Annotated in this window: 23 protein-coding genes and 1 pseudogene; 13 read left to right on the top strand and 11 right to left on the bottom strand. The window is 68.0% G+C overall.

All coding sequences use genetic code 11. The features are described from left to right. Positions 1-23: 23 nt before the first annotated feature. The 13 genes from ACTIGN_RS00475 (at position 24) to ACTIGN_RS00415 (ending at position 15,271) form a co-directional block, all read left to right on the top strand. The gene (locus ACTIGN_RS00475) at positions 24-596 is read left to right on the top strand and encodes a sigma-70 family RNA polymerase sigma factor (RefSeq protein ID WP_439620376.1); all 573 of its coding nucleotides are present in this window, start codon (positions 24-26) and stop codon (positions 594-596) included. A gap of 57 nt (positions 597-653) precedes the next feature. After that, entirely contained in the window at positions 654-2,012 is a 1,359-nt protein-coding gene (locus ACTIGN_RS00470) for an anti-sigma factor family protein (RefSeq protein WP_439620374.1), read from the top strand. Positions 2,013-2,225: 213 nt separating this feature from the next. Further along, positions 2,226-4,688, top strand: a complete 2,463-nt coding sequence (locus tag ACTIGN_RS00465; protein ID WP_439620372.1) for a VIT and vWA domain-containing protein — start codon at positions 2,226-2,228, stop codon at positions 4,686-4,688. An 88-nt stretch (positions 4,689-4,776) separates the two neighbouring features. Then, a complete protein-coding gene (locus tag ACTIGN_RS00460; protein WP_439620370.1) occupies positions 4,777-5,634 on the top strand; it encodes a sugar phosphate isomerase/epimerase family protein in 858 nt (285 codons plus the stop codon). A gap of 134 nt (positions 5,635-5,768) precedes the next feature. Further along, the gene (locus ACTIGN_RS00455; protein ID WP_439620368.1) at positions 5,769-6,698 is read left to right on the top strand and encodes a ferredoxin--NADP reductase; all 930 of its coding nucleotides are present in this window, start codon (positions 5,769-5,771) and stop codon (positions 6,696-6,698) included. Between the two features lie 9 nt (positions 6,699-6,707). Further along, on the top strand, positions 6,708-7,571 hold the full coding sequence (locus tag ACTIGN_RS00450) for a serine/threonine protein kinase (RefSeq protein WP_439620366.1): 864 nt from the start codon (positions 6,708-6,710) through the stop codon (positions 7,569-7,571). A 47-nt stretch (positions 7,572-7,618) separates the two neighbouring features. Next, positions 7,619-8,575 carry an acetyl-CoA carboxylase carboxyltransferase subunit alpha gene (locus ACTIGN_RS00445; protein WP_439620364.1) on the top strand — a complete coding sequence of 319 codons (957 nt, stop codon included), beginning with the start codon at positions 7,619-7,621 and terminating at the stop codon, positions 8,573-8,575. 253 nt (positions 8,576-8,828) lie between these two features. Then, positions 8,829-10,118 (top strand): Gfo/Idh/MocA family protein, encoded by a 1,290-nt coding sequence (locus ACTIGN_RS00440; protein ID WP_439620362.1) that lies wholly within the window; start codon positions 8,829-8,831, stop codon positions 10,116-10,118. 23 nt (positions 10,119-10,141) lie between these two features. After that, positions 10,142-10,699: an RNA 2'-phosphotransferase gene (locus ACTIGN_RS00435; protein ID WP_439620360.1), complete on the top strand. Its 558-nt coding sequence runs from the start codon at positions 10,142-10,144 to the stop codon at positions 10,697-10,699. Positions 10,700-10,702: 3 nt separating this feature from the next. Next, positions 10,703-12,112 carry an aminotransferase class III-fold pyridoxal phosphate-dependent enzyme gene (locus ACTIGN_RS00430; protein WP_439620358.1) on the top strand — a complete coding sequence of 470 codons (1,410 nt, stop codon included), beginning with the start codon at positions 10,703-10,705 and terminating at the stop codon, positions 12,110-12,112. 14 nt (positions 12,113-12,126) lie between these two features. Next, complete coding sequence (locus ACTIGN_RS00425; RefSeq protein ID WP_439620356.1) at positions 12,127-13,137, top strand: metal ABC transporter permease; 1,011 nt, start codon at positions 12,127-12,129, stop codon at positions 13,135-13,137. Between the two features lie 66 nt (positions 13,138-13,203). Continuing rightward, positions 13,204-14,193 (top strand): permease, encoded by a 990-nt coding sequence (locus ACTIGN_RS00420; protein WP_439620354.1) that lies wholly within the window; start codon positions 13,204-13,206, stop codon positions 14,191-14,193. A 31-nt stretch (positions 14,194-14,224) separates the two neighbouring features. After that, positions 14,225-15,271, top strand: coding sequence for a TIGR03943 family putative permease subunit (locus tag ACTIGN_RS00415; protein ID WP_439620352.1), 1,047 nt, complete (start codon positions 14,225-14,227; stop codon positions 15,269-15,271). Between the two features lie 14 nt (positions 15,272-15,285). Here the strand turns inward: ACTIGN_RS00415 and ACTIGN_RS00410 are convergent, their stop codons facing one another. The 11 genes and pseudogenes from ACTIGN_RS00410 to ACTIGN_RS00360 form a co-directional block, all read right to left on the bottom strand. After that, positions 15,286-16,245: a DMT family transporter gene (locus ACTIGN_RS00410; protein ID WP_439620351.1), complete on the bottom strand. Its 960-nt coding sequence runs from the start codon at positions 16,243-16,245 to the stop codon at positions 15,286-15,288. Between the two features lie 100 nt (positions 16,246-16,345). Beyond that, on the bottom strand, positions 16,346-17,830 hold the full coding sequence (locus ACTIGN_RS00405) for a hypothetical protein (protein ID WP_439620350.1): 1,485 nt from the start codon (positions 17,828-17,830) through the stop codon (positions 16,346-16,348). A 103-nt stretch (positions 17,831-17,933) separates the two neighbouring features. Continuing rightward, the gene (locus tag ACTIGN_RS00400) at positions 17,934-18,845 is read right to left on the bottom strand and encodes an LpxI family protein (protein ID WP_439620348.1); all 912 of its coding nucleotides are present in this window, start codon (positions 18,843-18,845) and stop codon (positions 17,934-17,936) included. 1 nt (position 18,846) lies between these two features. Then, complete coding sequence (gene lpxD / locus ACTIGN_RS00395; RefSeq protein ID WP_439620347.1) at positions 18,847-19,869, bottom strand: UDP-3-O-(3-hydroxymyristoyl)glucosamine N-acyltransferase; 1,023 nt, start codon at positions 19,867-19,869, stop codon at positions 18,847-18,849. Positions 19,870-20,056: 187 nt separating this feature from the next. Then, complete coding sequence (locus tag ACTIGN_RS00390) at positions 20,057-20,431, bottom strand: hypothetical protein (protein WP_439620346.1); 375 nt, start codon at positions 20,429-20,431, stop codon at positions 20,057-20,059. 65 nt (positions 20,432-20,496) lie between these two features. Further along, a complete protein-coding gene (locus ACTIGN_RS00385; RefSeq protein ID WP_439620345.1) occupies positions 20,497-20,814 on the bottom strand; it encodes a hypothetical protein in 318 nt (105 codons plus the stop codon). 108 nt (positions 20,815-20,922) lie between these two features. After that, on the bottom strand, positions 20,923-21,804 hold the full coding sequence (locus ACTIGN_RS00380) for a sugar phosphate isomerase/epimerase family protein (protein WP_439620344.1): 882 nt from the start codon (positions 21,802-21,804) through the stop codon (positions 20,923-20,925). 258 nt (positions 21,805-22,062) lie between these two features. After that, the gene (locus ACTIGN_RS00375; protein WP_439620343.1) at positions 22,063-22,872 is read right to left on the bottom strand and encodes a hypothetical protein; all 810 of its coding nucleotides are present in this window, start codon (positions 22,870-22,872) and stop codon (positions 22,063-22,065) included. A gap of 1 nt (position 22,873) precedes the next feature. Continuing rightward, a complete protein-coding gene (locus ACTIGN_RS00370; RefSeq protein WP_439620342.1) occupies positions 22,874-23,446 on the bottom strand; it encodes a YybH family protein in 573 nt (190 codons plus the stop codon). Between the two features lie 42 nt (positions 23,447-23,488). After that, entirely contained in the window at positions 23,489-24,328 is an 840-nt protein-coding gene (locus ACTIGN_RS00365; RefSeq protein WP_439620340.1) for a transposase, read from the bottom strand. A gap of 1 nt (position 24,329) precedes the next feature. Beyond that, positions 24,330-24,509, bottom strand: a pseudogene (locus tag ACTIGN_RS00360) (helix-turn-helix domain-containing protein); the annotation flags it as partial. Between the last annotated feature and the right edge of the window lie 107 nt (positions 24,510-24,616).

The raw sequence follows: 24,616 nt of genomic DNA, 5'->3' as shown, positions 1-24,616 counted from the left end.
TGCGTCCAACCCGGTAGAGCGTTGTGAGCGACGACGATCGCCAGCTCATCGCGGAATGTCTGGGCGGCCAGCGGGATGCCTTCGGTGAACTCGTATCCCGCTACCAGGCAAGGCTTTATAACGCCGCGATCCGACTGGTGGACAGCCCTGAAGACGCGGCCGACGTCGTCCAAGATGCGTTCCTGAACGCATATCAGTCGCTGCACAGCTTCAAAGGTGACGCGGAATTCTTCACCTGGATCTACCGGATTGCGTTTAACACCGCAATCAGTTTGAAGCGGAAGCGGCGGGCGGCGATCAGCCTCGATGCGGCCGGGCCGGACGGCGGAATCGACCCCGACGACCCGTCGGAGTACGTGAAGCCGGGCCTGGCCCTGGAGCGGAGCGAAGACGAACGGCAACTGCAAGAGGCGATGGTGCGGTTGTCGCACGAGCACCGCGAGGTGCTCGTCCTGAAGGACATCGAAGGGATGCGGTACGAGGAGATCGCGGAGATCCTCAAGGTGCCGATCGGGACGATCCGGAGCCGCCTGCACCGCGCCCGCCTGGAACTCCGCGAGTTGTTGCAACCGAGTGAAGACGAGGAGCACAGTTAACTCTCACCCGACCGGGCGTCTTGACGTCGCCCGACCGCGTGCGGGAGCCCTAAGCCGATGATGACCGACGACCTCCTACAACTGATCACGGCCGGCGTGGACGGCGAACTGACCGCTCTCGAGAGCCGTCGCCTGAGCCGCCTGCTGAACACCTCGGCGGAGGCCCGTGCCGTCCACGCCGGGCTCCTCGGCGACAGCAAGCGGCTCAGCGCCCTGCCGCGCGTCGCCCCGCCGGCCGACCTCCAGGCCAACGTGATGGCCCGGATCGCGTCGCTCACGCCGATCCCGACCCGCCTCGCGAAACTCCAACCGCGCCCCCGCACCACGCAACCGGTCGAAGTGGCCCGGCCGGTGATCGTCCCACGCCGCCGCAAGGTGTCGAACTGGGTGCCGGTTGCCGTCGCCGCGAGCCTGCTCCTGTGCGTGACCTCGGGGTCGTTCCTGTTCTTCAGCCAGCAGAACCGCACCGCCTCGGCCCGCAACGTCAATCGCCCGCCGCCCGGCACGCACAAGGGGGCAGGGGACCCGGAGTGGGCGAAGTGGCTCCCGGCCGAGACCGCCCAGCGGCCCTCCGCCCCGGTGCCGCGCGAGCAACCCGCCCTGCCCGAGACTTACGTCGCGAAGAACACCCTCCCGGTCGTGCCGGCAAGCGACCTGGTGGCTCTGGCTCCCGAGCCCCGTTCGGTTCGGCCCGACCTGCTCGGCGGCGGGTTCCTCCCGGAAACGCGGTTCGACATGGTCGAAGTTCGGGTGCCGTTCCTCAAGCCGCTCGCCGCGTTCGCCGGTGAGGAGGCCCAGGAACAACTGACCAAGGAACTGTCCCGCGACCCGGCGTATCGCATCGACCTCTTCTCCCGGAACCCACTCCGAGCCGTCGAGTTGCTCCGCGACGCCTCGAAGGCCGCCGGCGTGAACCTGTACGTCGACGGCAACACCATCGCTGCTCTCCAGAAGCGGACCGTGAACGCCACAGTGGTCTACACGGAATCACTGACGGCTCAGGAGCTTGCGACGCTCTTCGCCAAACTCAGTGCCGAGGACGCCAAGGTGTCGCCCCACGCCTTCGACAGTCTCCACGCGACCGCGGTGTCACAGATTGATGTCAGCGACCTGCGCTCGACGCTCGGGTTCGATCCGGGGCTGTTCAAGCGGCCCGCGGTCGAGAAGACCGACCGGGCGACCGACCCTAGCAAGCCGCTCAGTTCCGGCACGGCCGACCAGATCGTGAAGTCGGTTCTGACGGGGCAGGGGAAGCCGGTCGAGAAGTCGGCCGTACTGCTGAGCTGGAACACCCTGCCGGGACGCCCCATCGGTCAGGCGAACTCGGCCGAACTCAAGCAGTTCGCCGCGAAGCGTGGCGAACGCAAGGCCGGTATGGTCCCGGTGATGATCGTGATCCGCACCGGCAACGGTTGAGACCTACCCACACGACAGTCACGCCTCAACCCCGGGTCGCCCACCCGGGGTTGTTCATTTGCTGCTGGGCCCCACTTCGACGCTCCGCAACTCCTGGTTGGGTAACCCCGTCGTAACGGCCGGTGCGCGGCCCCATCGCGGGTGGCGGCGGGTTCGTCTAGTATGCGTGGCGTCCCGCCAGTCGCGCCGCTCCCCGCCCATTGGAGGTGAATCATGCGGTCCCTTCGCTTCGCACTCCCGGCCCTCGCCCTGATCGTGGCCTTCACGGGCAGCGCCCGGGCCGCCGGGCTGCTGATTCCGGACGACGAGAAGCTCCCGCCGCTCGCGATGGTCAACCACAAGGTCACCGCGACCATCGACGAACAGGTCGCCGTGACGACCCTGGAGCAAACGTTCCGCAACCACACCGACCGCAACCTCGAAGCGACGTACCTGTTCCCGGTGCCCAAGGGCGCGAGCGTGGACAAGTTCACGATGTGGGTCGACGGCAAGGAGCAGGGCGGGGAACTCCTCGACGCCAAGCACGCCCACAAGGTCTACACGGACATCGTCCGCCGGACGCAGGACCCGGGCCTGCTGGAGTACCTGGGCAACAGCATGATGCGGCTGCGGGTGTTCCCGATCCCGCCCAAGGGCGACCAGAAGGTGAAGATCAGCTTCAAGTCGATCGCGCAGAAGGAGGGGGGCCTCGTCGAGTACATCTACCCGCTCAAGACCGACGGGAAGAGCACCCGCACCCTCGAAGAGTTCTCGGTCAAGATCACGCTGAAGTCGCAGCACCCGATCCACAACATCTACAGCCCGACGCACGCGGTCATCACCGTCCGCAAGGGCGACAAGGAAGCCGTCGTCGAGTTCGAAAAGAACCAGGCGGTCCTCGACAAGGACTTCCAGCTCTTCTACGGGTTCGGCGACAAGGACATCGGGCTGACCCCGCTCATGTTCAAGCCGATCGGGGCGGAGGACGGGTACTTCATGTTCCTCGTCACCCCGCAGGTCGAGGCCGAGATGAAGCGCATGCCGCGCGACCTCGTCCTCGTGCTCGACGTTTCGAGCAGCATGAGTGACCTGAAGATGGCGCAGGCGAAGAAGGCGCTGAAGTACTGCCTCGGCCAGCTCCAGGCCGAGGACCGGTTCAACGTCATCAAGTTCTCGACGAGCGTGACCCCGTTCCGCGACAAGCTCGTCCCGGCGAACAAGGACTACCTCGAAGCGGCGGTGAAGTGGGTGGACGGTCTGAAGCAGCAGGGGGGCACCGCCATCCTGCCGGCGCTCGACGAGGCGCTCGGGATGCGGGCCGACGAGGTCGGCCGGCCGTTCAACGTCGTGTTCTTCACCGACGGGCTCCCGACGGTGGACGAGACCGACACGGACAAGATCGTGAAGAAGATCGGCGGCAAGAACTCCAGCCAGACCCGCATCTTCACGTTCGGCGTGGGCGACGACGTGAACGCCGCGATGCTCGACCAGCTCGCCGACGCGACGCGGGCCGTCAGCACCTACGTCCGCCCGTCCGAGGACATCGAGACGAAGGTCGCGAGCCTCTACGGCAAGATCAGCAACCCGGTCCTGACCGACGTCAAGCTGACGTGCGGCGAGGCCATCCGGCTCCACGAGATCTACCCGCCGAAGCTGCCAGACATCTTCCACAACTCGCAACTCGTCGTGATCGGCCGGTACACCGGGTTCGGGCACGTCGCGGTGAAGCTGTCCGGGATGGTCGGGGCGCAGAAGAAGGAGTTCGTGTACGACGTGACGTTCCCCGAGAAGACCGCGTCGGACACGGGGAAGGAGTTCGTCGAGCCGCTGTGGGCGCGGCGGAAGGTCGGGTTCATCCTCGACCAGATCCGGGCCAACGGCGAGAAGAAGGAGCTGATCGACGAGGTCGTGGCGCTGGCGAAGAAGTACGGCATCGCGACCCCGTACACGAGCTACCTCGTGGTGCCCGACTCGGTGATGCCGGTGGTGCCGCCGACGCCGTTCCCGGTCCACGGCGGGAAGTTCCCGGCCAAGCCCGCTCCGGCCCTCGGGGTGCCCCTGGCCGGCGGGTTCGGCCCGCCCCCGGGGATCGCGGCCGCCCCGGGCGGCAAGCCGCTGCGGGTGGAGGAGTTCGCCAAGGACCAGGCCAAGAACGACGGCAAGGCGCTCGCGACCAACCGCGGGGCCGCGGCCGAGCAGCAGGTGCGCGACGCAGCGGAGCAACTCCGCGAGGAGAAGGACCCAGCCGTCCGCGCGAAGTTGACCGAGGAGGTGCGCCGGTACCAGCAGCAGAAGGAGACCTGGGACCGCTCGAACGCCGCGTTCAAGGGCCGCAAGGACGGGTACCAGAGCGGCCAGCTCGGCGTGGACCTCGCGTGCGCGTCGAATACCCTCCGGAACCAGCAGCGGGTGAGCCTGACCGCGAACCGGCAGGTGCAGGGCCGCAACGTACTGGAGGTCGGCGGGGTGTGGATCGACGACGGGTACAAGGCCGAGATGAAGGCGGTGACCGTGAAGGCTCAGAGCGAGGCGTACTTCCGCATCCTGGAGCTGCGCCCGGAGATGAAGGACGTGTTCCGCCTCGGGAACTTCGTCGTGTGGGTCGGCCCGAACGGGACCGCCCTGGTGATCGACGAGAACGACGGCAGGGAGAAGCTCGACGACGCCGAGATCGCCGCGCTGTTCGCCAAGAAGTAATCGCTTCCGGGGCGCTCCTCGGCTACACTCGCAAGCCCGCCGGGTCCGCCCGGCGGGCTTGTCGCGTTCATTCCCCGGAGCCTCCCCCGTGAACCGTCCCCTCGACCGCCGCTCGTTCCTCGCGTCCTCGGCCGCCGCCGTTGGCGTGCTCGCTCTCCCGAAGGTTGCCGCCGCGGAGGAGAAGGGCGGGATCAGCCTCGGCGTCCAGAGCTACACGTTCCGCAACTTCGACCTCGAACAGGCCCTGAAGCGGATGAAGGAACTGGGCCTCAAGAGCGCAGAGTTCTACTCGAAGCACCTCCCGCCCGACGCGAACCCCGAGAAGCTCAAGGGCATCCTCGACCTGTGCAAGGAGTACGGCGTCGCGCCGGTCGGCTTCGGCGTGTCGCAGTTCACGAAGGACCACGACAAGAACAAGAAGGTGTTCGAGTTCGGCAAGGCGGTCGGGGTGAAGTACCTCAGCGCGAGCCCGTCGCTCGACTCCTTCGACAGCCTCGACAAGCTGTGCGAGGAGTACAAGATCGCCATCGCGATCCACCCGCACGGCCCCACGGGGAAGGACAGCCGCGACAAGTGGTGGTCGGCCGAGGTCATCCTGAAGGCCGTCAAGGACCACCACAAGCTCATCGGCTCGTGCCTCGACACCGGCCACCTGATTCGCATGGCGCAACTGGGCGAGAAGATCGACCCGGCGGAGCAGGTCAAGATCATGGGCGACCGCAACTTCGGGATGCACCTGAAGGACCACGACAACAAGCGGAAGACGGACGTCATGTTCGGCGACCCGAGCGGCGTGCTCGACGTGGCGGCGGTGTTCAAGGCGCTCCGCGAGGTCAAGTTCACGGGGGCCGTCGCGATCGAGTACGAGGCGAACCCGTCGGACCCGTCGCCGGACATGAAGAAGTGCGTCGGCTACGTCCGCGAGACGGTCAAGGACGTGGGCTGACCCGATCGCGGTGCCGGTTCGTATAATTGCCCCCCGCGGCGCCCGGCACCCCCGCGGCCCGATCCGCGGGGGTGCCCGCGTGTTCCGACACGTACACCCGACCCTCTCCCGTGCCCGACGAGAGCCGCACGCCCATGAGTCCCGACGAAGTCGCCGAACTCCGGTCGCGGAGGTACAACGCAACGGTCGTGTACCTCAAGATGGTCCACTCGGACCTGTTGGTCATGCGCGTGAAGCCGGACTTCCCGCGGCCGGCGCACCAGCCCGGGCAGTACTGCACGCTCGGGCTCGGGTTCTGGGAGCCGCGCGTCGAGGGGTGCCAGGCCGAGGACCTGAAGCCCGACGAGCACACCAAGGTGGTCCGCCGGGCGTACTCGATCAGTTGCTCGGTGGAGGCCGAGCCCGGAACGCTCTACGACCCGGCGGCGTCCGACTGGCTCGAGTTCTACATCGTGCTGGTGCGGGAGAACTCGGACGGCCGCGTCCCCGCCCTGACGCCGCGGCTCTTCGCGCTCAAGGAAGGGGACCGCGTCCAGATCGGCGAGAAGGTCGCCGGGCACTACACGCTCGCCCCGGTCCAGCCCGGCGACAACGTGGTGCTGCTGAGCACCGGCACCGGCGAGGCCCCGCACAACTACATGCTGTGGAGCCTGCTCAGCCGCGGGCACACGGGGAAGATCCTGTCGGCGTGCTGCGTCCGGTACGGCCGCGACCTGGGGTACTCGGCGACGCACCAGCGGCTCATGGGCCGCTACCCCAACTACAAGTACCTGGGCCTTACGACCCGCGAAGCGGGGGCCACCAAGAAGGTGTACATTCAGGACCTGATCGCCCACGGCGAGTTGGAGGAGAACCTCGGCGCGCCGCTCGACCCGAAGACGACGCACGTGTTCCTGTGCGGGAACCCGAAGATGATCGGCGTGCCGACCCGGGACAAGGCGACCGGCGCGGTGACCTACCCGCAGCCGCCGGGCGTGATCGAACTGCTCGAGGCGCGGGGCTTCCAGGCCGACGTGTCGGCGACGAAGTTCAAGGGCACGATCCACTTCGAAGAGTACTGGTGAGGTGCGGCGATGGCAGACGTCATGGAGATGATCGGCGGGTACCGCCTGCGGAACCTGCTCCAGTCAGGGCAGACGTCGCAGGTGTTCGAGGTGGTCGAGCCGACCAGCAACCGGCACTTCGCGATGAAGTTGCTGCTCCCGGAGGTCGCGGACAAGTCCGAGCACCGGAACATCCTGTTCAACGAGGCGGAGGTCGGGGAGAAGCTCACGCACGCCAACGTGATCCGGATCTTCAAGGTGAACCGGAGCCCGACGACGCCGCACTTCATCATGGAGTTCTTCCCCTCGGGGAGCCTGCGGCTGCGGCTCCAGGCGAAGGACGGATCGTTCGTCAGGGAGCACGCCCGGCGGATCTTCAAGGAAACGGCGACGGGGCTGGCGTACATGAACGCGATGGGGTACGTCCACCGCGACGTGAAGCCGGACAACATCCTGGTGAACCCCCTCGGGGAGACCAAGATCATCGACTTCGCGATCACGAAGAAGATCCCGAAGGGGGTCGCGCGGTGGTTCTACCGGAAGGGGAAGCCCCAGGGGACGCCGAGCTTCATGAGCCCGGAGCAGATCAACGACGAGCTCCCCGACGGGCGGATGGACATCTACAGCTACGGGTGCACCCTGTACGAGCTGACGACGGGCCGGCCGCCGTTCCGCGGGAACACCCCGAACGATCTGCTCGGCCGGCACTTCAAGGAGAAGCCGGCGCCGCTGACGGCGTACAACCCCGACCTGACCGACGAGTTCTCGCAGTTCGTGTTGAAGTTGCTGTCCAAGAAGAAAACGGACCGGCCGAACAACTTCCACGAGGTGCTGATGGCGCTCAAGAAGGTGAAGCAGATCTACAAGTCCGTCGCGGAAAAGCGGGACGAGTGATTGTGCGGAACGACCCGACGGAACCACCTGTGAGGAGTTGGGAGCAGATGACGGTCGCACAGCCCCTGCCGTTCGAGCAAGACATTCACGACCTGGAGGAGCAACTGGCGCGCCTGGAGGCAGCGGCCGAGGCACCCGGGGCGGCCGAAACCATCAAGCGGATGCGGCGGGAGTTGACGGCCCTCAAGCGTGAGCGGTACGCAAACCTGAAGGCGTGGGAGACGGTTCTGGTGGCGCGGCACCCGGCCCGCCCGCAAACAATGGACTACGTCGACATGATGTTCGACGAGTTCGTCGAGTTGCACGGGGACAAGGCGTTCGGGGACGACCGCGCGATCCGCACAGGGTTCGCCCGACTCGACGGGGAAAAAGTGCTTCTAATCGGGCACCAGAAGGGGAAGACGCTCGCGGAGCGGCAGCAGTGCTACTACGGGTGCGCGCACCCCGAAGGGTACCGCAAGGCGATGGGGAAAATGAAACTGGCGGCGAAGTACCGGCTGCCGGTGATCTGCCTGATCGACACCCCGGGCGCGTTCCCCGGCATCGGGGCCGAGGAGCGGGGCCAGGCCCAGCTCATCGCCGACAGCATCCTCGAGATGTCCCGCCTGCCGACGCCGATCGTGTGCGTGGTAATCGGAGAGGGCGGGTCCGGCGGGGCACTGGGGATCGGGGTCGGGGACCGGGTCGGGGTCCTCCAGCACGCGTACTACTCGGTCATCAGCCCCGAGGGCTGCGCGGGCATCCTGTGGAAGGTCGCGACCGAGGAGACGAAGCCTCGGGCGGCCGAAGCGCTCGGACTGACGTCGCAAAACCTCTTGCGACTGGGGGTCGTCGACCACGTCGTTCCGGAGCCGCTCGGCGGTGCCCACCGCGCACCGCGTGAGATGGCGAACACTCTGAAGCAATCGCTAGCCCGCCACCTGAGGGAACTGATGCACCTCTCGCAGGACCAACTGCTCGCCGAGCGGTATCAGAAGGTCCGCACCCTGGGATTGCTTGGGTGAGACCGCAGCAGCGCCCGACCGGCCGCACGTTCTGTCTCGGACTGTATTGCAATACATAAGATACATTATCGGACGTTGCGACGCATCACGGACTGGGTCAGCGAATGGCGGCTCGAAGCAGACCGAGTCCGATAATCAGTATTATGTATTGTAACTCCCCCGGTTTCATCTTGCACCCTCTGGTGGCGGAAATGCCCTCGTGTGGTTCCGGTTCGTGGCTCGCCGAGGCGTCGGGGCTCCTTATCATTTCCGCATGACGAACCACCCGTCCCCCCCTCCCGTGCTGACCGCTGGCATGGTCGGCTTCGGCATGATCTTCGACGAGACCTACCGCCCCTTCTTCGAAGCGGTGCGGCGCGTCCCGTTGTACGCTTCCGAGACCGGTCCCGTCGACGTCAGTCTCGCGGCGGTTGCGACACGCACCGGGTCGCGCGTCGAGCGGTACCTCGCGGACCCGTCCGCGCCCCTGCGCGGCTTTCGCAGCCACTCCGGCCCGACCGCCGCGGGTGAGCTCTTCGCCACCGCTGTCGACGCCGTCTGCATCGCAACCCCCGACGACCGCCACCACGGGCCCGCCCGCGAGGCGCTCGTTGCGGGCAAGCACGTCCTGATCGAGAAGCCGTCCGTTCTCGATCTGGCTCACCTCGACGACCTGACCGCCCTTGCCGCGCAGCACGGAGTACTTGCCAAAGTCGTTTACCACAAACTTGCCGATCCGGACCACAAGAAGCTCCGGACCCTCGTCACCGATACAGTCCTCAACCACGTCAACAACGGCTACTGCTCGCTGCTGGAGCCGAAGTCCATCAGCGGCGGGCAGTTCTCCGAGTGGATCCGCGGGCGGAACCCCGGAACCTATGTGGCCGTTCATTACCTCAAGCTCATCGACTTCACGTTCGGCCCCGACTGGGCACTCGACCGCGTCTCGGCGACGGGGCAGCGGGGGCTCGTTGGTCCGGCCGACGGACCCACCTGGGACTCGGTCCAGCTCCAGGTCGTGTACCGCCACCCGGACGCCCGCGAGGCGGCGTTCGACATCCACACGAGCTGGGTCACCCCCGACAACTTCCCCGGGTACGTCGAACAGGAGGTCCAGTTCCGCTTCGACAACGGCGTGTGGGCGGCCCACCAGCGGAAGCGCGGCGTCGAACTGACCGTCGAAAACCGCACCCCGCGCGAACTCAAGAACACCCCCAACTATCACTACAACGGCACGTTCCTCGAACCGTGGGGCGAACGGTCCCAGCGCGGGTATGGCATCGAAGTCATCGAGCGGTTCTTCCGCGAGGTGGCGTTCGTGGAGTACGGCGGGCCGGCCGGGGAGCGACCGGAGCGGCTGCGGCAGATGCGGGCGCTGACCTACAACGACGTCTCGGCGGACCGCAACTGCGTCGCGATCGTCCAGGCGATGGAGGCCATCCTCGCTCGTGCGGCCGCGGGCGTTCCCGGGTGCCTCGTAAAGGTCAATGCCCCCGAAGGCGGCCTCGCGCTCTACGAACCCGGCGCCGCGAGCCCCACGATCCTCTACCCCGGGCGGGTGTGACCCGCCCCACCGAGCGGGTTCCCATGAACGACAAGCGCAAGGTCACGGTCAGCAAGTTCCTGTCCCGCATCCTCCGGCACGCACCCGAGGACGCCGGGCTGACGCTCGAACCCGGCGGGTGGGTGCCGGTCGCCGACCTCCTCGCCGGCGCGATAAAAATCGGGGTGACGATCACGCGTGAGGAACTCGACGAGGTCGTCCGTTCCAGCGACAAGCAGCGGTTCGCGTTCGACGAGTCGGGAGCGAAGATCCGCGCCAACCAGGGCCACTCCGCCGAGGTCGACCTCCAACTCGAACCGACCGAACCGCCCCCCGAACTGTTCCACGGCACGGCGACACGGCACCTCGACACCATCCTCCGCGACGGGCTCCTGAAGATGGCCCGGCACCACGTCCACCTGTCCGCCGACGTCGCCACCGCCCTCAAGGTCGGCGGGCGGCACGGCAAGCCGGTCGTGCTGGTCGTTGATGCGGCACGGTTGCAGGCGGCGGGCCACATCTTTTTCCGCTCCGCCAACGGCGTTTGGCTTGTGGACCACGTCCCGCCGCAGTACCTTCGTGTGATGACCCCGGAGACCTGACCGATGCCCCCTCTCCACCACGCCGGCGAACCGGCGGCGAACACAACGCGCGACCGGCTCGCCCTCGTCGAGCCCAGGTCCCTTCGCACGTTCACCCCCACTCAGGCGGTCATCAGCCGCAGTGCAGGGGTGTTCCACTGGACCGCGGACGGCCGCCGCCTCTACGACTTCACGTCCGGCGTGCTCGTCTCGAACCTGGGACACAACCCGACCCGGTGGATGGAGCGGTTCTCGCAGTACATGGGGTGGCCCGCGGGCGGGTTCGTGGCCCGCGGCGGCCCGGAGTACACCCCGGCCGTCGCCATGACCGCGTACAACGCTGTTACCCCGGTCGAGGTCGAGGCCAGCGGCCGGCTCCTCGCGTCGCTCCGCCGGTGCCCCGGCGGCGGTCGGATGGAACAGGTCATGTGGGCCGCGTCCGGGTCCGAGGCGATCCAGAAGGCGCTCTGGGCGACGGCCGCACGCGACCGGACCCGGCCCATGATCCTCGCCACCCGGTTCGGGTTCCACGGCAAGAAGGGGCTCGCCAACGCGGTCACCGGCTCCGAGACCGACTCCGAGCGCGACCCGCGGGTGCGCTTCGTCTCGTTCCCGATGGCCGAGTGCCGCGACGTCGCGCTGCGCGGCGGGCCGTTCGACCCCGCCCCGTATCAGAAGGAGCTCGACGCCCTGCTCCACCAGTTCGGCCGCAAGATCGGCACCCTCGTCACCGAGCCGTACCTCGGCGGCGGCGGCTCGTACCACCCGCCCAAGGCGTACCTCCAGTTGCTCCAGAGGTTCTGCCGCGACAACGACATCCTGTTCATCCTCGACGAGGTCCAGGCCAATTACGGCCGCACCAGCGCGCTCTACGCGTTCGAGGCCTACGGGCTCGAACCCGACCTCGTCGTTCTGGGGAAGGGGCTCGGCAACGGGGTGCCGGTTGCCGCGGCCGTCGGGCGGGCCGACGTCTTCGGTGCGCTCGACTACGGCGAGGGGTCCGACACCTGGAGCGCGAACCCGCTGTGCTGCGCCGCCGTACTGGCTACGCTGGACGAGTTCGAGGGCCGCGACGTCGTCGCCGCGATGAAGCCGGTGTCCGCCCTGATCGAGGCCGGGCTCGTGGACCTCAAGGAGTTCCCGTTCGTGGCGCACGTCCGCGGCGAGCAGGGCGGCATGGTGTGGGGCGTGGAGATGAAGGACCACGCCGGCAAGACGGCCGCGGAGTGGGCGAACGCCTTCGTGTTGGCGTGCTACGCCGGCGAGGGTGCCGCGGGTGACGGCGTCCACCTCCTCGGCCCGCTCTCGAAGAAGGTGGTTCGCGTCTCCCCCCCGCTGGTCATTACCCAGGCGGAGGCGGCCGCGGCGGTGTCCATCATGAAGCAGGCCGCCGCCCGGCTCGCGACCGCCCCGCACGCGATCGCCGTCGGCTGACCCCGGGAGTCCTAATGTCCGTCGACTGGCTGACCGAAGCGCTCTTCTCGACCGCCGACGCCTTGGGGACCGATTACCTGGTCCTCAAGAGCGTGCTGGCGGTCGTCCTCGTCTGCTCGATGTGCGGGATGCTCGGCTCGATGGTCGTCGGGAACCGGATGGCGTTCTTCTCCGACACGATGGCCCACTGCGCGTTCGCCGGCGTCGCCCTCGGGTACCTGAGCGTCCTCCTCAGTGGCGGCGACCGGGCGCTCGCGACGTGGGTGGTGCCGCTCGCGATGGTGGCCGTGGGGATCGCGGTCGGTGCGGGGATGGTCTACGTCCGCGACAACACCGGCCTCGCGCACGACACCGTGATCGGTGTGTTCTTCGCGCTCGCGATCGGCTTCGGGGCGATGCTGTACCAGGTGCTGTCGGTGCGGTTCGGGTTCAACCCCGAGTCGTTCTTCTTCGGCAGCCTCGCGCTGATGCCGGACGAGGACCTGTTCTTCCTGCTCGTCCTCGCCGCGGCGGTCACGCCGGTGTTCGCGTGGCGGTACAACCAGCTCGTGTTCGACAGCTTCAACCCGACCCTGGCCCGGACCCGCGGGCTGAGCCTGACCCTCAACAACTACCTGTTCATCATCCTCCTCGCGCTCGTCGTGAACCTGTCCCTCAAGGCCGTCGGCGCGCTCCTCATTAACGCGATGCTCGTAGTCCCGGGGGCGGCGGCGGCCAACCTGTCGCGGAACCTGCGGCAGATGTTCTGGCTCACGTTCGCGTTCTGCCTGGGCTCGGGGCTGTTCGGGTTCGCGGTCCGGAACTCGATCGAGATCCGCGTCGGGGGCGGGGAGCCGATCCTGTTCGGGCCGAGCGGCGTCATCGTCGTGACCACCGTGTGCGTGTTCTTCGGCACGATGGTGCTGGGGGCGGTGTGGAACCGGTTCGCCCCGGTCCTCGGGTTCGCCCCCCTGCCCCTCCGCGGCGTCCGCCACGTCCACGACGCGAGCTGTTCCGACGACCACGGCCTCGGTCAGTGCCCGTGACGGCGAACACAACCCCGCTGCGGGGCGTATAATCCACAACTGAATACCTCCCCAGCGGGTACCGTAGTGTCGCAGCTCACGCCCGAAGAAGCCGTATCCCTGTTCCTCATCAAGTTCCTCGCCATCCTCTGGGAGGCGATGCCGTTCATCGTCCTCGGTGCGGTGCTGGCCGGGATCCTTGAGGAGTTCCTGCCGCAGCAGGCGATCACCCGGTTCCTGCCCAAGCAGGTCGTGCCGGCGGTCATGATCGGGGCGCTGCTCGGCCTCGTGTTCCCCATGTGCGAGTGCGGCATCCTCGTCGTCATGCGGCGGCTCCTGCGGAAGGGCCTGCCGCTGTCGTGCTGCATCGCGTACATGCTCGCCGGGCCGATCATCAACGTCGTGGTAATCTTCAGCACCTGGGCCGCGTTCAAGAACCACAACATCGAGGACGAGATGGTCGGCCTCCGCGTCGGCCTCGCGTTCCTGGTCGCCTGCACGACCGCGTTGATCGTTCACGTCCAGTACCTCAAGTACGGGAACGCTCTGCTCACGAGCGTCGCGATGCCGCGGGAGGCCGCTCCCGCGGCCGACGACTCGGAGGGCGCCCCCGCCCCGGCCAGGCGAACCATGGGGCAGCGGCTGTCGAACATCTCGGCGACGAGCATGCACGACTTCGTGGACATCACGCTGTTCCTGACGCTCGGGGCGGTCCTGGCCGCGACCGCCAAGTTGTTCCTCCCGTCGAGCGAGGTCGAGGCGCTGTCGCGGGACCACCCGTTCCTGGCCATCCCGGCGATGATGGGCCTCGCGTTCCTGATGTGCCTGTGCAGCGAGGCCGATGCGTTCGTCGCCGCGAGCTTCACGAACATGCACATTTCCGCAAAGACCGCGTTCCTGGTACTCGGGCCGATGCTCGACATCAAGTTGGTGCTCATGTACACGCGGGTGTTCCGCCGCCGCCTGATCGTCACCATCGCGGGCAGCGTTGTCGTGCTGGTGTTCGCCTCCTGCATGCTGGTCCACCTCGTGTACCAGTGGCAGGGCTGGTTGGGCGTGCCCGTGCGGACCCTGTAGGCCGGCCTCGCGAACAAGGGGAGTTGCACTCATGGCTCACACGCACCCGCACCCGGGCGAGTCCCTGCGGAACTACTTCACCGAGCAGCTCCTCGGCATCCTCGTGTGCGGCGGCCTCGGGTTCGTCGCGGTCCGGATGTACTCGAACGGGATGTTGAACTTCATCCTCGCGAAGGAGTTCCACCTCCCGGTGCTGCTCGGCGGCGTCGCCATCCTCACCGTGATCGTCTTCCTGAGGGCAATCGCGATCTGGAACGAGGCCGGCGCGCTCCAGGCCCCCGCCTACGACGGACCGGAGTGCGGCCCGGACCACGTCCACGATGCGAACTGCGAGCACGACCACGCCCACTCGTACCCGGGGCACTCGCACGACCACGGCGACCACGCGCACTCCCACGACATGTCGTGGGTGTTCGTCACCATGCTCATCCTCGTGATCCCGATCACCCTGTTCGTCATCGGGATGCCGAGCAGCGCAATGGCGGCCCTCGCCGGCCGGGCCGAGGCCAAGCTCGCCGGGCGGAACAGTGCCCCCGAGGAGGCGCTCGCCTCTGCGTCCCTCCGCGACCAGGCCAAGGACGCGACCGTCGAGAAGGAGGAGAAGCAGGCCGACGGCACGACCGTGCGGACCCTCAAGACGGCGTCCGGGCTTCGCATGCGGGAAACGGTGCCCGTTACCGGCGAGCCGAGGTACGCCCTCATCACCGCCGAGGGGACCGAGTTCCGGTTCAACGACCTGAACGACGCGGCGTTCGACGAGGAGAAGCGGAAGAGCCTGGAGGGCCAGACCGCGATCCTCGAGGGCCGGTTCAAGCGGATCGCCGACAAGGACTTCACCCTGTTCCGCATGAAGATGACGTGCTGTGCCGCCGACACGGTGCCGCTAAAGGTGCGGATCATCGTGCCGCAGGCGATCAACAACATCAACAACTTCGACTGGGTCCAGGTGAAGGGCCAGATCCAGTTCGTGAAGGTGCCGGGGGGCCGGGCCGGGGCGGAGACGCACATCCCGGTCATCATGGTCGCCGACCTCGCGGACGTGCGCAAGGGCGAGCCGAAAAACGAGTACGAGCAGTGACCCCCCTGCCCCGCTCAGCCTCCTCCCCGTGACGCCCCGCGGCGGAACGGGACGTACTTCCAGACGAGCGCGAGCAGAATGAGGCTGCCGCCGAGGAACATGGCGGGCGTCGGCGTGTCGGTGTGCGGCGTGAGGAGGTACGCCCAGACCGGGTTCAGCAGCGGTTCGAGGAGGGTAATGATCGCGGCCTCCTGCGCCGACACGGCCCTCAGGCTCCGCGTGAACAGCCAGTACGGCACGCCCATCTGCAAGACGCCGCACGCGGCGAGGACCACGAACTGCGGGGGCGTTGGCGTCGCCGCCCATTCGGCGAAGGCGCCCGGGCCGTCTGAAACGAGAATGAACAGGCCCAGCATCACGGCCGTTCCGATCAGGTTGAGCGCTACCAGCCACGCCGCCGCGTGCGCCCGCAGCACGCGGAGGAACAGCACCACCGCGGCGTACACCACCCCGCTCCCGACCCCCATCAGCAGCACCACAATTTCCTTGCGCTCCTGCTCGGGCGACGACGCCGAGGGCCAGCCGCCGGCGACGATCACCGCCGCGCCCGCGGCCGCCAGGAGCACCGACTGCCACCCGCGGCGGTCCCCCGACTCGCCCAGGATCAGGACCGCGAACAGGTAGACCCACACCGGCGCGGTGTTCTGGAGGAAGATCGCGTTGGCCGCGGCCCCGAGGCCGAGGGCGGACAGGTACAGCCCGCTCATCACGGTGAACAGCACCACCATCGGCACCATCACCGGGGTGAAGGTGACCTGGTCGCGCCGCACGAGCGTGAGGATGAACAGGCCGCCGAAGAGGCCGCGGTAGAACGCGATCAACAGCGGCGTAAGTTGCGGCGCTTCGAGCCCGAGGCCGAGCGGCTCGCGGAGCAACCGCATGAAGACGCTGCCGAGGCTCCACAGTACGGCCGCCAGCACCAGACACAGCCGCGCCCCTTTGGGGGATTGAGGAGGTTGCTCGCCAGCAGTCATGCCCTGCCCCACGCCGCGCCGCCCGCACCCGGAGTGGGGCGGCCGAGCGGTTCATGAGATTATTGGGGGTGCGGCCCGAAGGGGCCACGTGCCGGGAGGTTCAGCGGAGGTGCGCGGTGCGGATGTTGCGGAGCCGGCTGAGGAGCGGCTTGGGCACGCCGCTCGCGTCGATGAGGCCGCCGCACGGCGTGAGGTGCGGGTCGCCGTCGGACCAGTGGTCCCAGGTCACGGCCCGGACGTGCGGGGTGCAGAGCGCCAGCGTCGCGAACGACGCGCCCCACTCGGCCTGCCCCTCGGGCGACGGGCCGGTCCGCGAACTGGGTGCCCACACCGACTGGCCGTGGTGCGCCGCGACCGCGTCGGGCTGGGGAGACGACGGGAGGCTGAGTACCACTTCCAGGGGCCGCCCCAGCACGGTGAACAGGTTGATGAGGCGGGCGGTGTCGAGCAGGTCGCGCGGGAAGCTCCCCCGCGGGGTGGTCGCGATGCGGACCTCGAGTTCGACCGCCGACACCCGCATCCCGGTGCGGATCAGGTCGTCGGAGAACGTGAGCGGCGAGATCGTGTGCTCTTCCTTGACCAGGTAGTCGCCCCACGGCTGGGCCAGGCTGAGGACGAGTTCCAGGTTCGGGTCGATCTGGCTGGCCGCTTCGAACAGGCGGAACGCGAGCCGCAGTCGCTCGTCGTCGTCGAGCCCGAGCGAGTCGGCCTGGTTGAAGCCGGCGCACACGACCCACCGCTGCACGTCGCCCTTGTACCGGCGGATCGCGGTCTCCAGGAAGTCGCACATGAACGCGGCGAGCGTGGGGAGGTCCCCTTCCCACCCGGCGGCCCAGATCGGCAGCATCCCCGGCGCGAGGTCGATGACCGGGCCGATGGTGATCGGCAACTTCGCGGCCTTGGCCGAGGCGACGGCCGCGTCGGTGTCCGACCAGTCGTAGGCCGACTCCTGCGGCTCGACGTCGCGCCAGCGGAGCGCGATCTGTGCGGCGTTGAAGGTCCGGGCGTACTCGGCCGCGAGGTTCCCCCAGCCCCGCATGGTGCGGGCGGCGAGCCGCGTGTCGAGGAGCTCCTCCTCCTGGTGCCGCGTGTCGAACAGTTGGTCGGCGAACTCCCGGGTCAGGGCGTCGGCGAGCGCGAAGCTCTGTTCCAGCACCCGGCCCGCGAGGTTGTCGGACTCGGCCGGCGGGGCCTGCACGGCGCGGCCGAAGAGCTTCGTCGCTTCGAGGAGCCCGCGGTCGAACGTCTGCGGGGTGACCAGCCCAATCGCCTGCCAGTCGGACGCCTGGGTCCGGACCTGGTTGAGCTTGCCGCGGGCCAGCTCGACCATCAGGCGGTACGGCTCGGCCCGTTCCCGCAGGGTCGGGCTCGTGGCCACGAGCGTCCCGAACCCGCCGACCGGCCAGGGCATCAGGAGGTAGCCGCTGTCCGACAGGGACTTCGAGAGGATGATCCGGCCGTCGCGGACCTCAACGGCGGTGGCGTCGATCGTCTGCTCGAACCCGTGCGCGAACGAGGCCCGTCGCAGCGTCGCCTGGGCGAGGGCGGGCATCGGGTGCGGCAGCAGGAACGAGATCGACCCCATGAGCTGACAGACTCGGCGTTAATGACCTGGATACAGACAAGAATACAGCAGTTGTACCCGGACCACAATGGTCAGGCTGCCTCTCCACCGAACGGGGTCGGCGTCAGACCGCCGGTGCGGCCTCGAACGCGGCGATGGAGATGCCGTAACGGTCGGCGAGCGCGACGGTTTGGGCCTCGTCCAAAAGGATAGTCTGACCGGCTTCAATGGCAAGTACGCGGGCACCCGAGCGGTACATCGTTTCGATCGTTTGTGTCCCCACCGTGGGGACGTCGAACCGGCGGTCCTGACCCGGCTTCGCGACCTTGACGACCACGAACCCGGACCGGGAGCACAACTCGCCGGCCCGCTCGATGGCCCGGTCCGTGCCCTCGATCGCTTCGACCGCGAGGACGGCCCGCTCGCGGACCATGACGCTCTGGCCGATGTCGAGGCGGCCCATCTCGCGGGCCAGCGCCCACCCCACGGAGATGTCCCGCTGCTCGGCCGCGGTCGGCTTCCGCCGGGTCAGCACGCCGTCACGCACGAGTAACTCCGGAACGAGGTCGAGGGGGGAGGCGCACTCGAGGCCGTGCGCGCGGAACTCGTCGATCAGGCCCAGGAGGAGCGAGTCGTCGTTGTTGGCGCGGCGCTTCCGGTAGAAGTAGAACCGGACCATCCGCCAGTCGGGCACGAACTGGAACAGCCGCCACGGCTGGTAGAGGAGGTGCTTGTGGAACTTGCCGGCCATCGTCCACCGCTCGACGCCGCCCCGGCGGAACGTGCGGAGCAGGAACCCGAGCGACGCCCGGTTCAGCGTGTGGTACTCGGTGCAGATCCGCTTCAGGGCGGGGTCGGCCATGCCCGCGACGCCGACGCAGACGACGGGCACGCCGCACTCCCGGGCCTTCTCGGCGAAGGCGATCGGGAACCGGCCGGCGCAGGCGATCAGCCCCACGGGGCGCGGCCCGGGCGGCCCGGCGGCTTCGCGGCGGCGGGCGTCACGAAGCCCGGTCCAGCCGGGAACGCTCAGCATTTCAGGAGTCCTCCAGGCCGAGGTGCTTCTTGACCCGGTTGAGGTCCTTGCGCATCTCGGGGAGCTTCTCGCAGCTCGACATGATGCGGGCCTGTTCGCGGTGCGGCAGGGCCGGGGTGCCCAGCACCTGCGAGCCGGACGCGACGTTGCCCGAGACGCCGCTCTTGGCCATGATCGTCACCCGGTCGCCGATGGTGACGTGATCGGCCACGCCCACCTGGCCGGCCATCACCACGTAGTCGCCGGTCGTCGTCGAGCCCGCGATCCCGACCTGGCTGCACAGGATGTTGTGCTTCCCGAGGTGGCAGTTGTGCCCGACCATCACCAGGTTGTCGATCTTCGTCCCGGCCCCGATACGGGTGGCCCCGAACGTGCCGCGGTCGATGGTGGTGCACGCGCCGATCTCGACGTCGTCCTCGATCTCGACCGACCCGAGTTGCGGCACCTTGACGTGCCGGCCGTTCTGGAACCGGTACCCGAAGCCGTCCGCCCCGATCACGGAGTTCGAGTGGAGGACGACCCGGTGGCCCAGGGTGCAGCCGTCGTACACGACCGCGTGCGGGTGGAGCACGCACCCCTCCCCGACCTTGCAGAACCGCCCGAGGACGGCCCCGGCGTGGAGGGTCGTGTTCGCCCCGACCTCGCAGTTCTCGCCGACCACCGCGAACGGCCCGACGCTCACGCCCGGGGCGAGATGCGCCGTGGGGTGGACGTGGGCGGCCGGGTGGATCGAGGGGGCGCTCTCCGGCGGCCACCCGCGGAGCTGCTGCACGATCTGCGCGAACGCCATCAGCGGGTCCGCGACCCGGATGATGGGCCGGCCGTTGACCGGGACCGACAGGGGCACGAGCGCCGCCGACGCGCGGCTGTTGTGCCAGGCGTTCAGGTGCTTGTCGTGCTCGACGAACGTGATGTCGCCGGGCTGGGCCTCGGCGAGCGTTCGGGCGCTCGAGATGGGCAGGTCGCCGTCGCCGAGGACTTCGCCCCGCACCCACTCGGCCAAATGCCGGACTGTGATCGTCACGGTGGGCCCCTCACTTCCGTGCGTGCCGCTGAACCCCCATCCTGGGGCGTGGCGGAAGTTAACCAATGCCGGTAACCGGGGCAATACCAACACCGCACCCGACCGCCGGCTCGTGAGGAGGTATCGTCCGCGGTCCGTACCCGGAAATAGAGGGAAACTGCGAGAATTGTGGACAGCACGTACGGGGTCAGGCGGGTGCGATCCCCTCGGCCGCCGCGAACTCCGCGGCCGGGACGGGGCCGGTCGGCGTGTCGATCACCCCGCCGCCCGCGGCGGCGCACGCCCAGGTCACCTTCCCCCAGGCGGCGCTGAGGGCGGGATCGGAGTTGCCCCAGGTGACGCACACCAGGGCCCCCGGGCGGCGGCGGACGGTGACCATCCCGGCCGCGGTCCCGACCCGGAGTTCCGACCAGGCGTCGGCGGGTTCCTCGTCGGGGAACGCCGGGAGCCCGTCGATCATGCGGAGCTGACCGGACTCGCCGACCCGCTGGAGGTGCGTGCGGATCGCGCCCCACGGGGGCGTGACTTCGGTGGGGAAGCGGACGGTTCGGTCGAGGCCCATGTGGTCACCAGAGTCGGTCACAGTGAAGAGGCCCACCCGGTGTCGGGTGGGCCTCGCGGGTCATCTTACTTATCCTTGCCGACCAGGATCTCTTCGAGCTTCTTCTTCTGGTCCGCGGAGAGGACGGCCCTCATCTCCTTCTCCTTCGTCGTCCTGAGATCCTTGATCTTCGCCTCCAGCTTGTCGATCTCGTCGTTGTACTTCCCCTGGATCTTGTAGATGTTCTGGACCTGGTCCTCCGTGAGCCCGATCTTCTTCCAATTCGGCGGGAGGACGCCCTTGGCCCGAACGGGCGGGTCGTCCTTCTTGGGCTCCTGACCGGCGATCCCACCGGACAGGGCGAGGAGGGCGGCGAACATGAGGCACGGGGCGAAACGCGGCATCGGTCACCTCAGTGGACAGGACGGAGTGTGATACGGGCCAGTCGACACTCCCATTAAGGTGCCCGCGATCGCGGTGTGCAAGAAAAAAGTCTTCCGCACATCCGCGTTTCACCCGGCGACCAGCTTGGTCCACAGGTCCTTGTACTTCTTGAGGTACTCGGTGCCCTCGGCGACCGGGTACGTCTTGCCGACCTCGCACATGGTGTACCGGTCGTAGTTCACGCCCTTGAGGAGCCCGAACAGCTCGCGGTACGGGTACGTGCCCTTGGCGTCGTTCTCCAGGTCGTTGATGTGGCACGCCACGATCCGGTCCTTGAGCAGCTCGAACGCGGCCTTGACTGACTTGCCCTCGACGTCGGTCGGGTTCGAGTTCCAGTTCACGCCGACGGCCTTCGACGGACAGGCGTCCATGATCGCCCTCATGTTCTTGGGCACCTGGGTGACGGCCCCGTGGACCTCGACCCAGACCTCGACGCCCGCGTCGGCCGCGGCCTTGCCGCACTCGTCCAGCGCGGCGCCGATCTGCGCGAACGTCTTCTGCGGGTCGGCGTCCTTCGGGACGCCGTTCGGGCGGACCTTGACCCCCTTCCCGCCCAGGTCCTTCACCAGCCCGATGAACTGCTTGCAGTCCTCGATGTTCTTCTTGACGACGGCGGGGTCGGCCGCGTGGAACTCGCACACGGTCCCGCAGCTCCAGAACACCACGCCCGAGTCGGCGAACTGCTTCTTCACGGCGCCGCGCTGCTCGGCATTGAGCGAGGGTTCGACCCCGTGCTTGTGCGTGGTGCGGCACTCGACGGCGGCGATCCCGACCTCCTTGCACACCTTGAGGATCGTCGGGAGGTCCCACGTCGCTGGGACGTTGTACGTCACCAGGCCGAGCTTGAACTTGGCGGGCTCGTCGGCCCCGAACGACAGACGCGGGGCGGTCGCCGCGGCAACAGCGGCACCAGACGCGGCGAGAAAGTCACGGCGAGAGAGGGGTGTCATGCGTGCGATTCCGAAAAAGGGTTGGAACTCATCCCATGATGGGAGTTCGGCTTGCGCGTGCAACTCAAAAAAACCGCCACGCGGCACAATAACCTTGGGCCGGCGCGCATCGGATCGTGTGAGAGGTGTCTGGCAGCGTCACCTCTCAATGTGGGAGCGACTAAGTCGGGTCAGTTGTTCAGGGGTTGGCAGCGTCCCCTGAAACAACTGGCCCGACTGTCCATTTCTACTCTCACGCATTCAACACCACTCACGGCGTCACGGACCGGTGATCGAGTCGCGTTCGGCTTTCAGTGCCGCAATTTGGGCACCGAGAACGGCGATTCCCTGGTGCGGCGGGCGCCACTTCGCGAGTGAATCGGCCGCGGCCCGCACGACTTCGGCCTTCCCGGTCAGTGCCCCTTTCAGAGCGCCGAGTTGTGCCTCGTCCCACGCGAGGGCGTCGGCCCCGGCCGCGAGCCGGCACTCCAGCGTCGCGATCTGGAATTTGAAGGCGCTCGCCGCCTTGAGGATCTCCAACATCGTGTGGTCGGGGGCGCTGTTCTTGAGGACGGCCTGGAGGTCGTCGTTCGTGAGGGCGGCGGAGGCGCGCATCTGGGTGAGCTTCGCCCCGAGGCTCTCGAGTTCGGTCCTTCGCGTGCCGACACTCGAAGCCAGGGCGTCGCCTTTCTTGCGGAAGAACTCGCGTTCCTGGTCGGCGGGCGCGCCGTTCGCAAGCAGGTCGGCGTACTCGCGGACGGACGCGGCGAGCGCGGCCTTCTGCGTCTCCTGAACTGCGGCGAGTTGCTTCTGGGCATCGAGTGCCAGTTCCAACTGTGCGATCTCGGCTTCGAGCGCCGCCCGACTGCGGCGCGGAACAGCCACCGCGGCCGCGGCCGGTCGCTTGACCTCCGGGACCGGCACCGCGGGCGGAACGTCCGGACCGCCCGCGTCGTCCTTCAGCACGAACCAGAACACGACCCCGCTCGCCGCGAGGGCCCCGCACCAGCCGAGCAGGAGCAACCCAATCGTGGACGCTCGCGGCACGACGTTCTCTCCCGACAGGAGCAGGCCGTTCCCCAGACGCATTCTACTTCTTCGGGGGCGGGGGCGGGTCGGCCGCCGAGGTGTGGTCGGACGTGATCCGCCACCCTTCGGGGAACTTGCGGAACACCAGTGTGAACCGGCCGGTCGCCGTCTCACTGGCGAGCTTCAGGACGTACCGACCGCGCACCACGGCGGCCGCAGAACGGATCTCTTCAACTTGGAGCTCCTCGAACGCCAGTTCCCCGCGCTCGGCGAGCTTCCCGTCCTTGTCGGGGGCGAAATACTTCTTCTGGTAGCGGGCCCGGGTCGCCTCCCAACCCCTGGTGACCCGGTCACCGGACATGAACGAGAGCTGCTCGTCCCGCCAGTACCCGGCCATGAACCCGTCGAGGTCGCCCGTGTTCCACGCCGCGACCTGGGCGTCGAGGACGCCGCGGATCTGTGACTCGTCGGCGGCCGGGGTGCTCAGCCCGAGGGTGCGCGCGACCGCCGGGAAGACGACGACGATGAGCGTCACGAACGTCACGAAGGCCGCGGCGGTGGCCAGGCACCCGAACCGCAGGGACTTCGCGCGGAACCGCAACTCATCGGCCGCTCGCGTGTCGGGGTCCGGCATCGTTGGCCTCCGCGATGATTCGACTGCTGTGCCGCGTGCCGACTAAGCAGCCAGCCGTAGTTCGTTGTCACATTTGGCCTGTAGCCTTTGTCGGTAGGCCTCGAACCCATCCTCGACGGCCTTGCGGAGATCGGTTCGGGTGGTGAACCTACGGGTCGGCATCTCGTGGTGCTTGACCTGCTTGAACACCGGCTCGATCCGGTTCAACTCCGGTGAGTAGGGCGGCAGGTCGTACAGGTAGATGCCGAGCTTCGTCAACCCCGGCCGGGCGGCCTTCACCAAATTATTGGTGTGGATGCCGGCGTTGTCGAGCGTCACCACACGCGGCACCCCCGCCGGCGGCAACCGGTCCCGCAAATGGCAGGGCAGGTCGTCGGACGCGAGGGTCCGCTCGAAGGGCACCGCGTCCAGACACCGGACCGACGGCCCGTAGGTCGCCAGGGCGTTCACTCGCCGTCCCTGCGGGTACTCGTACTTCACACGCTTGCGTTGCCTGGGCAGGCACCACGAGCACCCGGTCGGCAACGACGGGCCGGACCCGCGCTCGTCCAGGTAGAACAGCCTCAACCGGCCCGTCGCAGGGTTTTTCAAGTTGGCGAGGACGGCTTGGGCGCGCGACCTTCTCGGGGTCGTGCTTGTGGCTGACGGCTTGGGCGGTGCGGTGGTAACCCGCGTTGAGCAGGGCGAGGTACCGCCGGGTCCGGCGCGGACCGATCCCGACGTCCGGTCCGAGTGCCTCGGCCGATTGGCGAATGGTCCAGGTCCGCTCCTGGCCGAGGCGTTCAGACAACTTCCCGGTGACCGTGGCTCGGCGGTCGTGGTCCGGGTCGGGACCGGGAGAGTCGGGGGAGAACGCCTGGGTGCCCGGGTCGGCGAACCCACTGAGGGCCGACCGAACGGTGTGCGGGTGTCGGCCCAGGTGCTCAGCGATCCTGGGTGCTGACCATCCAGCGTCGGACAGGGGCACCATTTCCAGGCGGTCACGAGCGACGCTGGGGAGACCGGAGCCGCGAAGGGTTCGAAGGTCGGAACGCTGAGTACCAGTGAGTCGGATGCGGAGCATGAAACATTCTACGCATCCCAGGCCAAGTGCTTAGAATGGCGACCAACGGACGCGCGTGACATCGCGGGCACCGTCGCCGAGCGGCGAGCCTCGTGACAACCGACCCA

Origin of the sequence: Gemmata sp., assembly GCF_051859125.1 — a bacterium.
Lineage (GTDB): Bacteria > Planctomycetota > Planctomycetia > Gemmatales > Gemmataceae > Gemmata.
This window is presented reverse-complemented; position numbering and strand designations above follow the sequence as displayed.

Bases quoted from the DNA above. Each gene is read 5' to 3' on its own strand.
- ACTIGN_RS00470 (WP_439620374.1), top strand. From the start codon at position 654: ATGATGACCGACGACCTCCTACAACTGATCACGGCCGGCGTGGACGGC.
- ACTIGN_RS00465 (WP_439620372.1), top strand. From the start codon at position 2,226: ATGCGGTCCCTTCGCTTCGCACTCCCGGCCCTCGCCCTGATCGTGGCC.
- ACTIGN_RS00455 (WP_439620368.1), top strand. From the start codon at position 5,769: ATGAGTCCCGACGAAGTCGCCGAACTCCGGTCGCGGAGGTACAACGCA.
- ACTIGN_RS00450 (WP_439620366.1), top strand. From the start codon at position 6,708: ATGGCAGACGTCATGGAGATGATCGGCGGGTACCGCCTGCGGAACCTG.
- ACTIGN_RS00445 (WP_439620364.1), top strand. From the start codon at position 7,619: ATGACGGTCGCACAGCCCCTGCCGTTCGAGCAAGACATTCACGACCTG.
- ACTIGN_RS00440 (WP_439620362.1), top strand. From the start codon at position 8,829: ATGACGAACCACCCGTCCCCCCCTCCCGTGCTGACCGCTGGCATGGTC.
- ACTIGN_RS00435 (WP_439620360.1), top strand. From the start codon at position 10,142: ATGAACGACAAGCGCAAGGTCACGGTCAGCAAGTTCCTGTCCCGCATC.
- ACTIGN_RS00430 (WP_439620358.1), top strand. From the start codon at position 10,703: ATGCCCCCTCTCCACCACGCCGGCGAACCGGCGGCGAACACAACGCGC.
- ACTIGN_RS00425 (WP_439620356.1), top strand. From the start codon at position 12,127: ATGTCCGTCGACTGGCTGACCGAAGCGCTCTTCTCGACCGCCGACGCC.
- ACTIGN_RS00415 (WP_439620352.1), top strand. From the start codon at position 14,225: ATGGCTCACACGCACCCGCACCCGGGCGAGTCCCTGCGGAACTACTTC.
- ACTIGN_RS00410 (WP_439620351.1), bottom strand. From the start codon at position 16,245: ATGACTGCTGGCGAGCAACCTCCTCAATCCCCCAAAGGGGCGCGGCTG.
- ACTIGN_RS00405 (WP_439620350.1), bottom strand. From the start codon at position 17,830: ATGGGGTCGATCTCGTTCCTGCTGCCGCACCCGATGCCCGCCCTCGCC.
- ACTIGN_RS00400 (WP_439620348.1), bottom strand. From the start codon at position 18,845: ATGCTGAGCGTTCCCGGCTGGACCGGGCTTCGTGACGCCCGCCGCCGC.
- ACTIGN_RS00390 (WP_439620346.1), bottom strand. From the start codon at position 20,431: ATGGGCCTCGACCGAACCGTCCGCTTCCCCACCGAAGTCACGCCCCCG.
- ACTIGN_RS00385 (WP_439620345.1), bottom strand. From the start codon at position 20,814: ATGCCGCGTTTCGCCCCGTGCCTCATGTTCGCCGCCCTCCTCGCCCTG.
- ACTIGN_RS00380 (WP_439620344.1), bottom strand. From the start codon at position 21,804: ATGACACCCCTCTCTCGCCGTGACTTTCTCGCCGCGTCTGGTGCCGCT.
- ACTIGN_RS00375 (WP_439620343.1), bottom strand. From the start codon at position 22,872: ATGCGTCTGGGGAACGGCCTGCTCCTGTCGGGAGAGAACGTCGTGCCG.
- ACTIGN_RS00370 (WP_439620342.1), bottom strand. From the start codon at position 23,446: ATGCCGGACCCCGACACGCGAGCGGCCGATGAGTTGCGGTTCCGCGCG.